The following is a 12,844-nucleotide window of genomic DNA, read 5'->3' as shown; positions in this document are numbered from 1 at the left end:
CACTCCCGGGCTGCGCTTGAGTGGGACGCGGTACCACAGGCGCCATCCGCTACGACAGGCCGGCCCGCTCCGAGCTCGGGCCGGATGCTGCCTCACGGCTGATCGCACGGGCCGGAACTGGTGGGCATCCTGGTGGCACCTCGATATGCCGCGCATCGCAGACACCCTCAGACTGCCTGGCCAGGCGCTACCCGAGGTCTCGCTTCTTCTGGGCCGGTACACCAGCGTAGAGCGAGTCCGGGTCACAGTCCCGCGTGACGACAGCACCGGCGGCGATGACCGTTCCCGCACCGATCGTGACACCAGGCAAGATCGTCGCATTTGCGCCAATCCAGCACCCGTCACCGATCACGACGGGCGCCGTGATCAACTCTCCGGCACGCGCATCGCTCGGCCCGAGCTCGTGCGTCGACGTCATCACCGTCACACCCATCCCTAGGTACGCGCCCCGCCCGACGGTGACCGGCGCGTGTGTCGAGAGCATGCATCCCATGTTGATGAATGCGCCCTCGCCGATCACGAGCCGCTTGCTCCCGATCCACACCCCCGGGGAGATCCTGCTGTGCTCCACACGTGCGCCGTAGGCCCTGAGCAACCGCCAGCGCAACGGCACCGGGACCAGAGACGAGCTGATGAGCGTGTTCAGCACGACGTTGCGCCAGAGGCCTGGCCACAAAGAGCGCAGTCGTGACATATGGCCAAGTCTATGGCCGCCGATACTCCGGCGTCTGCCTCAGTTGACCCCGCGCGCCTTGTCGACCTGTGTCTGACGTCCGCCCGAGAGCAGGACTCGAAGCGCCGCTCGGCTGCGTCGTTTCCCAGCAGCGGCACGAACCAGCTCACCGAGTGTCACGGCGAACCAGAAGCACGCGGAGGCAACAGGGCCGTGGCGCTTACGGTAGAGCCGGACGCGGTTGTGCGTCATCAGACTCCACAAGCCGTCCGAGGTTCCCAGATCGCCTCCCAGGTGCCGTACCTCAGCTTCTGGGACGTACCGGAGTGCGAGTCCAGCATCACGAGCCCGGAGGGCGTAGTCGGTCTCCTCTGAGTACAGGAAGAAGCGCTCGTCCCACAGACCGACGGTGTCAAGGGTCCGCCGGTGGAGGAACATCGCGGCGCCGGTTGCCCATGCGGCCGTCGTTGGCTCGGCGTAGGACGCCTCGTCGTTGACCACCTCACCGAGCGCGACGTGCCGACCGGCGCGCGATCCCCCGAGGATGGCTTCGCCGAGCGCTCTCAGGATCGTGGGCTCGCGCCGGAGTGAGTAGAACAGCGACCCGTCAGCGGTCCTCATGCGAGGCACCGTGATCCCCAGGGACGCGTCGGCCAGCGTCGGTTCCAGCAGGAGCCTGACACTCCCGGCGGCCGGTACCGCGTCCGGGTTGAGGATGTAGGCACCGAGTCGCGGTGTGACGCTGCGCAGTGCCACGTTGATCCCGGCGGCATAGCCGACGTTGGCGCCCGCGTCGATGAGCGTCGCCCAAGGTGCGAGCGTGCGGACGAGTTCTGGAGTGCCGTCGGAGGAGTCGTTGTCGACGATGACGACATTGGCAGCCGGCGCGCCATCGAGGGCATCGCGTAGCGCGTGGAGGAACTCCTCGATGACAGCCCCGCTGTTGTAGGTGACGGCCACGACCAACACATCCGGTTCTGCGTCTGCCACCCTCTTCGGGGCTGGCGCGCTCATCGCATCACCACTGGGAACGACGCCCGAGCACGCGTGCGGCACGGTACCGCGCGGCGCGCGCCTTGGCACGCCATCCTGTGAAGCTGCGGGGGTCGAGTGAGCTGGACTGCAGGATCAGAGCAGATTGGACCAGCTGGGCGGTCCAGTCTGCCACGGTCGTCACACCCTTGGCCTTCGCCGACAGAGGCATCCTGTCGGCAAGATCGGCGTCGGTCTTGATCAGGGTGTGCGGCGACCGTGGGTCATCCATGTGGTCCTCGGGCACGAACGGGTAGTAGAACCCGTTCACAGCACCGGCGCGCGCGGCCCGAACGCAGTACCCGGTGAATGATTCGTCTGTGCCGAGCAGTCCGTTCGCCTCGATCAGTCGACGTGGCATCAGGTATCCGCTCCCCTGTACCCAGAGGTTCCTCAGCAGCTGGTGACCGCCGGCAAAGGTGGCGATCTTCTTCGACGCCAGCTCCGGGCGGAAGTCCTCCGGCGGGGGACGCCAGCTAGCGATCACCCCGAACTCAGGATTGGCCTCGTGCGCTGCCACGAAGGTGTCGAGCCAGCCGGGCGTGACCAGGCAGTCGTCATCGACCTTGGACACGAAGCGGCCCGTCGACTCCTCCCAGAGCCAGGACGTGGGCTCTCTCAGCTTCACGTTCTCGCGACTGTGGTGGTACTTGTGGACGCGCGGATCGGTGATGTAGGGGCGCAGGGCCTCGATCGTGGCCTCGTCGTCACCGTTGTGCCATAACCACACTCGATCCTGCTCGCCAAGCGTGTCGAGCAGCCGCGGCAGACTGAGATGCACGTACCCCGCACTGCGGTAGGTGATCATGATGATGTCCGCTCGATGCGTCACGTGGGCTCCCCCGTCGTCTCGAGCTCGGACCGCCACAGCCCACGCGCGCGCATGCGGCGCCAGGTGCCGGCGGTCGAGGTCAGCTTCCCTCGTAGCGGCAGCTTCCACCACAGCCGGAAGGCTGGCATGTTCAGGAAGCGCGGCGTGGGGAGGCCCAGCAGCCGCATGGTCAGGACCCGCCCCCAGACCGCACCCCGGGTGCTCTCCAGGTTCGGCTGCGACTCAGGGAGCCGCGACAGCGGTAGCTCTTCGCCAGCCAGGGCCCCGTCGGCGAGCGCGGCCCGCAGCGCTTCCCGCCCCCGCTCTGTGCGCACGACGACGAGCGATCGACCCGGCTCGTCATCGGTCACCTCGCGGTACCAGGGGTCGCCGATCGCCAGGTCGGCGAACTCGCCTGTGTGATCGGGGCAGATGAGACAGCGCCACTGGCGGTTCTTGGTCAACGTCCCGCCCCACGCCTCCGCGTAGCTGAAAGAACCGGCCGGTCCTTCGCTCGTGCGGACGCGGAACCTGCCGGGCCACCCCTCGCCCCGGTAGTCGACCTGCGTCACAGCAGCGGGGTCGACGTCGAGATCCCTGATCAGCTTCTCGGTCGCAGCACTTGACGGAGTCCCTGCGCAGAAGATCCCGATCGTCAGACCGACCTTCTGGGCGAGCGCTGGTCGGAGCTCCGCCGCTCGTCGCGTGGCAGCGATGTCGCAGGGCTTGCCGACGACGACGCAGGGCCCCGCGGCGTGCTCCACGAGATCCAGACGTTCACATGGGCTCGCCGGGGCGTAACGGGAGCCCGCTGCAGCGACGATCGTCTCGTAGGTCGTGTTGAGAACCGTCTCGTTGCGCAGCGGGTTCTCTCGCGACGCCTGGATCTGCAACGCGCCGACCGCCGCCCCGGATGTCACCATGTGAGCCGAGATCGCGCTGACCACCCCGCCCGATGACCCGCGGTGCCGCACGTCCGGGTCGGTGGACCAGCACTCGTAGAGGGCGAGCACAGGGCCCCACTCGCCGTCGAACGGTGCACCCTCCAGGGCGCCGGGCTGATGCTCGAGCCGGCGCCCGGGGCACGCCGCGACGGCGGCGCCCGTCGTCGGACCGGTGACGCCGACGATCGGGAGCGGACGGCGACCGATGTGCTTGACATCGCTCATCGCCTGCGTGTCCGGACTCAGATAGGCGCACACCCCGCACCCGGTGCAGAGATGTGCATCGACGACAGCCTCGATGCTCGACAGTGAGCGGTCCTTCACCCGATTGCCTCCAGCGCGGAGGGTTCCGTACGCCATCGATCGACCGACTCGAAGACCTCACGAAGTTGCTGACGCGACCGTTCGATCGTCGCCGGCGCCTCGGTCCTCAGAACGTGTCCGATGGCGTCGCGCCGCGCGAACGAGTCGAGCATGAGCTGTACGGCTTCTGCTCCTCCGAGCTTCCGTGCATCAATGACCTCATCACCGAGTCCACAGGTCACGAAGACTCCGTGAGTCTTGTCGCTGTAGGCGTACGCCGCCGTCGGCGTCAGCGTTGAAAGGGCAGCGATGGTCGAGTGCATCCTGCTCCCGACGAACCAGTCCAGCTGCGCGATGCACCACTTGAGCTCGGCCGCGTCGAGCTCCGGCGGCACGACGCTCACGAGCTCACGCTCTGCCGTTCCGAGCATACCGAGCACCAGGTCGATAGCCGCGATGTCGCTCTCCCCCTGCCCGCCGGAGAGGTGCACATGCGGAACGAGCAGTACTCGCGCACCCGCACCCAGGAGCCCGCGCACCAGCGCCGCCATCGTCTCGATGTAGTCCCCCACGAGTCCGAATCGGGCGTGCCCGGCCTCATCGCGCAGCAGTCCGCTGACATTCACGCCGACGAGAAGTTCACCGCCCATGGAGTCGATCGAGTCCGCGATCTCGGCAGCGGGGCGTCGAGGTTCAAGACTGAAGGCAACGTCCACCCCGGTGCGCAGTCTGCTGGTGTCCGCGTCAGGCCCGGCCAGCTCAAGCAAGCGGTCGTAGCTCCACGCGTCACGGGCGTACGCCAGCGCAGATGAGCGGACGAGGTGCTCGGCACGGCGACGTCCCTCGGACGTCTCGAACGGACCGTACGTCTGCGGGAGGAGCACGAGTGGCCGTCGAGCGCGCAACGCTGCCTCTTTGGGAGCGGATACGACATCGAGCCGTGCCGGACCGTACAGGTCTGTAAAGCTGTCGCCGGCACTCAGATCAAGGACCGCGTCCGCACGATCGAAGGCTTTTGCCGCGGCATTGAATCGGCTTCCCAGCGCCTGGGCGACACGGATCTGCGCCCAGCTCTCCGGGCGATGCCATCGTCGTGAGAGTCGCACGCCCACATAAGAGATGGTTGCGCCTGTGTACCGGCCACTGCGATCAGGCCTGACACCCCAGCCGTCATCGAGAATGTCAAGGTGCCCTGATGAAACCTCTCGATCGACTGCGTCGATGACAGATCTACCGAGAGCTTCGACGCCGCGGTTTCCGTTCCCGATCGCAGCACCCGCCAGTACGAGACGAAGGGCATCCATGCGGCCAAGTATGATGCAGATGTGAGGCTGCGGTAGACCTTCTGTGCCGAGGCCGTAGAACACCTTTCCGGGCGAGCGCCGCCCTCATACACTTCCACAAGGTCATTGGGACCGCCAGAGGGGAAGAGGTACGGCAGCATGGACGTTTGGCGTCTGACAGTCGCGGTCCTCCGCCGCTGGTACATCTTCCTCCCCCTCCTGGCACTGACAGCGCTCGCTGCTCTCCAGGCCGGCGACGGTGTGAAGCCCCAGTTCGAGGTCAACGCCACCGCGATGGTCTCCGCGGGACGCACTGCAGGTGAGATCCCCAACCCCTACGGAGGCCGCGAGGCTGCCGCTCAGATCCTGGCGATCGTGCTCAACAGCAACGAGTCTCGCGCCGCTGTCGCGGACATGGGTCTGCACCCGGAGTACGAGGTGAGCGCAGGGTCGCGCAGCAACATCGTCAACTTCTCGGTGCAAGCTGCGACTCCTGAGTCGGGCATGGCAACGCTCGACGCGGTCCTCGCAGCGGGTGCGGCGGAACTCCAGACACGCCAGACCGACGCTGGACTCATCACTCCGGCTCAGTACACCCTGGACATCCTCCAGGCCCCGGGCGTAGCCGAAGTCGTCGATGACGGCAAGATGCGCATCATGGCCGTGGTCGGCGTGCTCGGAGCGGCGTTGGCCTTCCTCCTCGCGGTGCTTTTCGACGACCTGGTAGGTCTCATCAAGCGCCTGCGGAGGAAGCGCCGCGAGAAGCGAGCCAAGGTGAAGGCTGACAAATCCGCCGCGGATTCGCCCGACAGCCCGACGACCGAGCCGTCGCAAGCGGAGCGTGAGGACGAGACCGCAGAAAGCGCATCACGACCCAGCAGCGACATCGAGTTGAACGAGCAGGCGGAGTCGGTTGCAACACCAGTCGAAGACGACGAGCACCTGGCCCGCGCCGGGCGGCGGGACGATTGACCTCCTCCGCGACCCGACCGCACATCGTGCAGGACCCCGCGGAAGTCGCGCCGGCCCGGGTGAGACCCGCACCTGGAACAGATGGTTGGGAACCAGCGCTCCTGCGGGCCCCGCAGGCCCTACGCCGAGCCCTCGACGAGTGGGCCCCGGTACTCGTGCACAAGTGGACCCTGACCGGTGTCGGGCTTCTCGCGCTGTTCCTCGCCTTGCAGTTCCTCATACCCGCACGGCTCGTCATCGGTGGCATGGGGGCGGTTGGCCGCCCGTCCGTGGCCGTCGGGCTGATGCTGCTCTTTCTGTGGTTCGTGTCGGCGATCAGGCGGAAGCAGCTGCCTGCTGGCAGGCAACCGATCCACTGGGTCGTCGGGATCTTCGTCGGCCTCCAGCTGCTCGGCTACGCAGTGGGGTACGACCGGCTTCCGTCGCCTGAGCAGGCGAGTTCAGCAGATCGCTGGCTCATCTTCACGCTGGCGATTGCGGGAGTCCTCCTGTTCGTCGCGGATGGGATCCGGACTCGCGCTGAGCTCGACCGCACCCTCGGTCTGCTGGTCTTCTTCACGGCGATCATGGCGATCATCGGCGTTCTGCAGTTCACCGGAATCGTCGACGTGACCCAGTACATCAACATTCCAGGTCTGAGCCGCAACAGCGAGCTCATAGGCATATCCGAACGCGGCAGCGGAGGCTTCCCGCGGGTGGCGTCCACCGCGAACCACTTCATCGAGTTCGGTGTGGTGCTGGCTCTTGTGCTGCCGATCGCGATGCACTACGCACTGTTCGCTCCACGCGGTCGCGTCCGCGTCTGGCGCTGGATCGGCGTTGCACTCATCGCCACCGGAATCCCGCTGTCCATCTCGCGATCGGCGATCTTGACGGTCTTCGTCACCATGGCGATGATGGCGATCGTCTGGCCATGGCGCCAGCGCTACAACGCCCTGGTGATCAGTATCGTCTCGATCCTGGTCTTCCACGTCATCAATCGCGGCGTCCTCGGGACCATCCGTTCGCTGTTCACGAATGCCGAGAACGACAGCAGTGTGACGGACCGGATCGCTCGGACCGGTACCGTGCTCGAGCTGTGGAGCCAGAGGCCCTGGTTGGGATGGGGCGCAGGGATGGTCACACCCGAGGAGTTCCTCCTGCTCGACAACCAGATCTATGTGACGCTGATCGCGGGCGGCGTGGCCGGAGTCATCGGTCTGCTGTTGTTCTTCCTGGTGCCGTACTTGGTCGCCCGCAGCGTGCGGCTGCGCGGCAAGGACCAGGAGACACGCCACCTGGGCCACGCGCTCGCCGTCACGATGCCAGCTGCCGTGCTCGCGAGCGGCACCTTCGACTCCTTCGCGTTCGCGACGTTCGTCGGCGTGATGTGCATCCTCGTCGGTGCCATCGGGGCGCTCTGGCGGCTCGACGGCACCAGCGTGCACACCCCGATCCAGGTCTCCGCGCCCGGTGACAAGTTCGTGACGACGCCGCTGATGGCCAATCTCCGCGCCCGCCTGCGCGACGCATGGGTGAGCACGACTCCCCGCAACTACGGCCGGCGAGCTAGAAGCGCCGCCGAGACCGATACCGGCGCCTAGCTGTACTTAGCCGGTCTCCTCGGCGGACAGGTAGGCGGCCGCCTGGAGCTGGAAGAGCTCGGCGTAGATGCCTTGCTTGGCCATGAGCTCGTCGTGCGAACCGTGCTCGGCGACGGCACCGCCGTCCATCACGTAGATGCGGTCTGCCGACCGCACGGTCGAGAACCGGTGCGAGATGAACAGCACGGTCCGGCCCTGCAACGTCTCCCGCAGGCTGGCGAACAGGTCGTGCTCAGCACGCGGATCGAGAGCAGCCGAGGGCTCGTCGAGGATGACCAGTGGCGCGTCTCGGTAGTAGCCACGCGCGATCGCTACCCGCTGCCACTGCCCACCCGAGAGGTCTCGACCCCCCGAGAAGATCCTCGACAAGGGCGTCGCGTAGCCATCGGGAAGGTTCTCGATCGCGCGATCCGCGCCGGCCGCCCGGGCCGCCTCACGCACCCGGGCCGGATCCGCAGGTCGGGTGACGTCGCCGATCGCCAGGTTGTCGCTGGCGCTGAAGGCGTACCGCACGAAGTCCTGGAAGATCACCGCGATCCTGGACCGCACCGAGGACGTGCTCCACCGACGCACGTCGACGCCATCCCAGCGAATGGCGCCTTCATCGGGCTCGTACAGCCTCGCGAGCAGCTTGGCCAGCGTGGTCTTTCCCGAGCCGTTCTCCCCGACGATCGCCACCACCTCGCCGGTCCTGATCGTGATGTCGACATCCTTCACCGCCGGCTCTGTCGATCCCGGATAGCTGAAGGACACGCCTTCGGCGTGCAACGTCTCGAAGCCTGGCGGTGACTCCGGGCCCTCGTCCTCACGCGCCGCGAATTCGCCGTGCTCGAGGAACGCGCGCAGGTCGTCGAGGAACAGACCCGACTCGAAGATGCGCTGCACGCCTGCGAACAGGGCTTGCACCTGGGTAGCGAGCATCCGGATGGCAACGATCGCTGCGCCCGCGCCCGCGACGCTCACCTGTCCGCCGACGATGAGCCAGACCAGCGTGCCGAGCGTCACGACCAGAACCACCGAGGTGCCCAGGTTGCCGATCACGGACAGGATCGAACGCCTGCGGACATGGGCCGTCAGGTTGGTCAGGTACTCCTCGTACGAGGAGTCGAACCGGCCACGCAGCCATCTCGACAGTCCGAAGGCGCGGACCTCCTTGGCCTCGTCACGCCCCGTCTGCAGCAGCGTCAGGTACTGCCTCATCCGCAGCAGCGGCGTCTGCGAGATCGAGAAGTCGAACTCGAGCTTGCTCTCACGACGGCTGGTCAGCAGGACCGGGAGGCCACCGACGACCAGCAGCGGCAGCAACAACGGGCTGATGCTCACCAGCGCCGCGCCCACACCGATGCTCGCGGCGAGGGCACCACCCATCGCGATCAGACCCTGCGTCACCTGGTAGGGCCGCGACAGCGCGTTGGCCTGCACCCGCTGCAGTCGGTTGAAGAAGTCGGCGGACTCGAAGTGCCGCAGGTTGACCGCTGTGGCGACGTCGAGGACCCTGCCCCACATCGCCCGGGCCACCCGTTCGCCCAGCAACCGCTGCAGGTGCCCTTGGACCGCGGTCACGATGGAGGTCGCCGCGGTCAGCGCTGCCAGCACGAGCACGGGGATCCACAGCTGCGCCGTCGCTGCCCCACCCGCACCGACGATCAGCAACGCATCCAGCACGGACTTGATCGCGAGCACCTGACCGGCCAACGCGAGCGCCGCCACCACCTGCAGGGCCAGGAGCGCCACGAACAGTCCGCGCCCGGATGCCCACACCAGCCGCACGCTCTGCCGGATCAGCTCGGTGAGCCTCCCGACCGACTTGCCGCCGCGCCTGGCGGCGACACGCAGCTGGGCGGGATCGACGTACTCCTGGGACTCAGGCATGAGTCACGAACCTTCCCCCGACCTCGTGGTTTGTTGACCTTGTTCTCAGCGCTCGCCCACGGGCGGAGGCACGACAGCGTCGGGGGGGTGCTGTCGTGCCCCCTCCCCTGGGCGAGCACTGTGAACAAGGTCAGTAGGCACCGCGCGCCCCCAGCACGGCTCGCGCCGTCCGCCACAGGATCTGCAGGTCGTATCCGACCGACCAGTTGTCGACGTACCGGAGGTCGAGCTTGATCGACTCGTCCCAGGTGAGATCTGAACGACCGCTCACCTGCCACAACCCGGTGAGGCCGGGCTTGACGTGGAGACGATGCACCGCCATCACGTCATAGGTGGCGACCTCGCTCGGCAGCGGGGGCCGGGGGCCGACCAGCGACATGTCGCCGCGGACGACGTTCCACAGCTGGGGCAGCTCGTCGATCGAGAACCGGCGCAACACGCGCCCGACCGGCGTGATGCGGGGGTCAGATGTCATCTTGAACAGAGGCCCAGCACCGTCGTTCACACCGAGCAGACCAACTCTGAGCTGCTCCGCGTCAGTCACCATCGTGCGCAGCTTCAGCATCGTGAAGGGCGCACCGTCACGGCCGATGCGGATCTGACGGAACAGTGCCGGCCCGGATGACGTCAGCTTCACCGTCGCCATCGCCCCCAGGATCACGGGCGAGAAGATCAGCAGGAGCACAAGTCCGAGCGTCCGATCCATGACCTGCTTGACGACCCTCTGGGTCGAGCTGGGCGGGAGCAACGTCATGGTGGGAGTCCCACCGACCGTCTGCACGTCGATGCGGTTGCTCAGCACCTCGTGGACCTCAGGGACCACGACCAGCTCAGCGTCGGCGTTCTCGACCGCCCACTGGAACTGGCGGAACTCCTCGGGTGCCATCGAGCCCGGCGCGACCAGCACGACGTCAGCTGCCGAGCGCTCGATAACCGCACGCGCATCGCGGGGCTCGCCGAGGATCTCCACGCCACCTGCCAGCACGTCGCCAGCTGCGTGCCCGGGGACGCATGCCCCCACGAACTCGACATCCCGGCGGGCGCCCTGGACCTCGCTGAGGATGCCCTCGGCACGATCAGCGGGCGCGACCAGCAGCACCCGGGACCGGTTGGACTTGCGCACCCTGTGAGAGGCGAGAACGATTCGCTGCGCCGTTCGCAGCAGTGCCGACGCGGCGGCGACGCCGAACGCACCCAGCAGCACCGGCAACGGCGGAACGGGCGCCAGCCCGAAGAACGTCACAGCCATCGCGATGGCCACCATCGTCACGCCGCCGAGCACGATGGCCCGGTAGGTGCGACCGACCGGCATCACGTGCCGCACCGAGTAGCCGCCGGTCGCAGCCACCACGCCGACGAACGTCAGGGTGCCCAGCACCGCGGCCAGCAGGCCAGCGCCGGAGACGTAGTGACCGACCGCAGCCGAGATGGCCAGCGCGCACACGGCGTCGGACAGGACAGCGACCAGCTTGAAGCGGGTCGGCCAGCCCTGCGACCGCCATGCGGTGGTCACGGACAGAGCAGGCCGCTCTGGTACCGCCAGTGCCTCGATGCGATCGACAACGCTCATCGCTGAGCTCCCCCTTCTTCTCGAGCGCACGGGGCAAGCTGGTCGTACAGGAGCTCTGCGATCCCGTTCAACACATTCCACCGCCGTAATTGGCTCGACCTCATGGGAGCTACAAAGCGATGGCTCCCCCGACTGCTATGAACGCTAGTTACTTGCCCATCAGCTGCGACCAGTCGGCGCGGGTGAGCACGGTTGATACCCCGATACGGGCAGGGGTGAAGGGGTGAACGGCCGCCTCACCTCCTCCGCCTGGGGCATCTCGGACGAGCTGCCGGCCCGAGAAACCTCCGATATGTGGCCAGATCGGCACAATGGGCACATGCGCGGAATCATCCTGGCCGGCGGGACCGGCTCTCGACTTCACCCCGTCACCCTGGGGGTGAGCAAGCAGCTCGTGCCTGTCTACGACAAGCCGATGATCTACTACCCGTTGTCGACGTTGCTCCTCGCGGGCATTCGTGACGTCCTTGTCATCACGACTCCCGAGGACGCAGAACAGTTCGAGCGAGTACTCGGGAGCGGATCCCGGTTCGGGGTCTCGATCACCTACGCCGTCCAGCCCGAGCCACGAGGCCTCGCACAGGCGTTCACCGTGGGCGCCGATTTCGTCGGCAACGAGGCGGCGTGCCTGGTTCTCGGTGACAACATCTTCTACGGACCGGGCATGGGAACGCGGCTCGGCCGCTTTCACGCGATCGAGGGTGCCGCCGTCTTCGCCTACGAGGTCGCCGATCCGACGGCGTACGGCGTCGTCGAGTTCGACGAGTCCGGCCGCGCGCTCTCCCTCGAGGAGAAGCCGCGTGAGCCGAAGAGCCGGTTCGCGGTGCCCGGGCTCTACTTCTACGACAACGACGTCGTCGAGATCGCCCGGTCACTCCAACCCTCGGCTCGTGGTGAGTACGAGATCACCGACGTCAACCGGCACTACCTCGAGGCCGGCAGACTCCAGGTCGAAGTACTCCCCCGCGGCACCGCCTGGCTGGACACCGGTACCTTCGACTCGCTCAACGACGCCTCCAACTACGTGCGCACGATCGAAGCGCGTGTCGGGCTCAAGATCGGTGCGCCGGAAGAGGTCGCCTGGCGTCAGGGGTTCCTCACCGACGACGAGCTGCGGGAGCGCGCCGAGCCGCTGGTGAAGTCGGGGTACGGCAGCTACCTCCTGGGACTGCTCGCCGGGGTGTCGTCGCGATGACCATGACCCCGATGTCGATCGAGGGTGCCTGGGTCTACACCCCACGACAGTTCGACGACGCCCGCGGACGCTTCCTCGAGTCGTACCAAGAGGCGACGTTGAGACAGGCGACAGGTCGCACCCTGAAGGTCGCACAGGCCAACACGTCGGTCTCCAAGGCAGGCGTGGTCCGTGGCATCCACTTCTCCGATGTACCGCCCTCGCAGGCCAAGTACGTCACCTGCCCCCGCGGCGCGATCTGGGACGTCGTGGTGGACATCCGCGTCGGGTCCCCGACCTTCGGGCAATGGGAAGGCATCGTTCTCGATGACGAGGCCCGCCGGGCAGTCTTCATCAGCGAAGGTCTCGGCCACGGTTTCGTCGCGCTCGAGGACGAGAGCGTCGCGCTGTACCTCTGCTCGACCCCGTACGCACCCGGGCGGGAGCACGGCATCGATCCGCTCGATCCCGACCTGGGCATCGAGTGGCCGACCGTGGGGAGGGATGGTGCACCCTTGACCCCGCTGCTCTCCGACAAGGACACAGAGGCACCGGGCCTCGCGGTGGCCCGCGCCGAGGGCCTGCTGCCCACCATGAGCGCGGTGCGAGCGCTCCTGGGGCACTGAG

Annotated in this window: 11 protein-coding genes; 4 read left to right on the top strand and 7 right to left on the bottom strand. The window is 67.1% G+C overall.

All coding sequences use genetic code 11. The features are described 5' to 3' along the window. Window positions 1–187: 187 nt before the first annotated feature. The 5 genes from GPA03_RS23045 to GPA03_RS11440 form a co-directional block, all read right to left on the bottom strand. Window positions 188–520 carry a DapH/DapD/GlmU-related protein gene (locus tag GPA03_RS23045; RefSeq protein ID WP_277755135.1) on the bottom strand — a complete coding sequence of 111 codons (333 nt, stop codon included), beginning with the start codon at window positions 518–520 and terminating at the stop codon, window positions 188–190. A gap of 213 nt (window positions 521–733) precedes the next feature. Beyond that, window positions 734–1,687, bottom strand: a complete 954-nt coding sequence (locus tag GPA03_RS11455; protein WP_156252154.1) for a glycosyltransferase family 2 protein — start codon at window positions 1,685–1,687, stop codon at window positions 734–736. Between the two features lie 4 nt (window positions 1,688–1,691). Next, window positions 1,692–2,537, bottom strand: a complete 846-nt coding sequence (locus GPA03_RS11450; protein ID WP_206673526.1) for a glycosyltransferase — start codon at window positions 2,535–2,537, stop codon at window positions 1,692–1,694. Then, window positions 2,534–3,685, bottom strand: coding sequence for a Coenzyme F420 hydrogenase/dehydrogenase, beta subunit C-terminal domain (locus GPA03_RS11445; protein ID WP_206673525.1), 1,152 nt, complete (start codon window positions 3,683–3,685; stop codon window positions 2,534–2,536). Before GPA03_RS11445 ends, GPA03_RS11450 begins: the two co-directional genes overlap by 4 nt. A gap of 95 nt (window positions 3,686–3,780) precedes the next feature. Further along, entirely contained in the window at window positions 3,781–5,067 is a 1,287-nt protein-coding gene (locus tag GPA03_RS11440) for a polysaccharide pyruvyl transferase family protein (protein ID WP_156252152.1), read from the bottom strand. Between the two features lie 105 nt (window positions 5,068–5,172). On the opposite strand from GPA03_RS11440, the gene GPA03_RS11435 reads away from it, so the two are divergent. Beyond that, window positions 5,173–6,018, top strand: coding sequence for a hypothetical protein (locus GPA03_RS11435; RefSeq protein WP_162458342.1), 846 nt, complete (start codon window positions 5,173–5,175; stop codon window positions 6,016–6,018). 155 nt (window positions 6,019–6,173) lie between these two features. After that, entirely contained in the window at window positions 6,174–7,601 is a 1,428-nt protein-coding gene (locus tag GPA03_RS11430) for an O-antigen ligase family protein (RefSeq protein ID WP_156252150.1), read from the top strand. 6 nt (window positions 7,602–7,607) lie between these two features. Here GPA03_RS11430 and GPA03_RS11425 read toward each other — a convergent pair whose 3' ends face one another. Then, window positions 7,608–9,473: an ABC transporter ATP-binding protein gene (locus GPA03_RS11425; RefSeq protein ID WP_156252149.1), complete on the bottom strand. Its 1,866-nt coding sequence runs from the start codon at window positions 9,471–9,473 to the stop codon at window positions 7,608–7,610. A gap of 130 nt (window positions 9,474–9,603) precedes the next feature. Continuing rightward, window positions 9,604–11,043, bottom strand: a complete 1,440-nt coding sequence (locus GPA03_RS11420; protein ID WP_156252148.1) for a sugar transferase — start codon at window positions 11,041–11,043, stop codon at window positions 9,604–9,606. 319 nt (window positions 11,044–11,362) lie between these two features. On the opposite strand from GPA03_RS11420, the gene rfbA reads away from it, so the two are divergent. Next, window positions 11,363–12,238 (top strand): glucose-1-phosphate thymidylyltransferase RfbA, encoded by an 876-nt coding sequence (rfbA, locus tag GPA03_RS11415; protein WP_156252147.1) that lies wholly within the window; start codon window positions 11,363–11,365, stop codon window positions 12,236–12,238. Beyond that, window positions 12,235–12,843: a dTDP-4-dehydrorhamnose 3,5-epimerase gene (rfbC, locus tag GPA03_RS11410; RefSeq protein WP_156252146.1), complete on the top strand. Its 609-nt coding sequence runs from the start codon at window positions 12,235–12,237 to the stop codon at window positions 12,841–12,843. The genes rfbA and rfbC overlap by 4 nt, the downstream gene beginning before the upstream one ends. Window position 12,844 lies beyond the last annotated feature (1 nt).

Origin of the sequence: Pseudactinotalea terrae (assembly GCF_009733845.1) — a bacterium.
Lineage (GTDB): Bacteria > Actinomycetota > Actinomycetes > Actinomycetales > Beutenbergiaceae > Pseudactinotalea > Pseudactinotalea terrae.
This window is presented reverse-complemented; position numbering and strand designations above follow the sequence as displayed.

Excerpts from the sequence above, each read along its gene's own strand:
- GPA03_RS11420 (WP_156252148.1), bottom strand. The coding sequence starts at position 11,043 with ATGAGCGTTGTCGATCGCATCGAGGCACTGGCGGTACCAGAGCGGCCT.
- rfbC (WP_156252146.1), top strand. The coding sequence starts at position 12,235 with ATGACCATGACCCCGATGTCGATCGAGGGTGCCTGGGTCTACACCCCA.
- GPA03_RS11440 (WP_156252152.1), bottom strand. The coding sequence starts at position 5,067 with ATGGATGCCCTTCGTCTCGTACTGGCGGGTGCTGCGATCGGGAACGGA.
- rfbA (WP_156252147.1), top strand. The coding sequence starts at position 11,363 with ATGCGCGGAATCATCCTGGCCGGCGGGACCGGCTCTCGACTTCACCCC.
- GPA03_RS11455 (WP_156252154.1), bottom strand. The coding sequence starts at position 1,687 with ATGAGCGCGCCAGCCCCGAAGAGGGTGGCAGACGCAGAACCGGATGTG.
- GPA03_RS11425 (WP_156252149.1), bottom strand. The coding sequence starts at position 9,473 with ATGCCTGAGTCCCAGGAGTACGTCGATCCCGCCCAGCTGCGTGTCGCC.
- GPA03_RS11445 (WP_206673525.1), bottom strand. The coding sequence starts at position 3,685 with ATGAGCGATGTCAAGCACATCGGTCGCCGTCCGCTCCCGATCGTCGGC.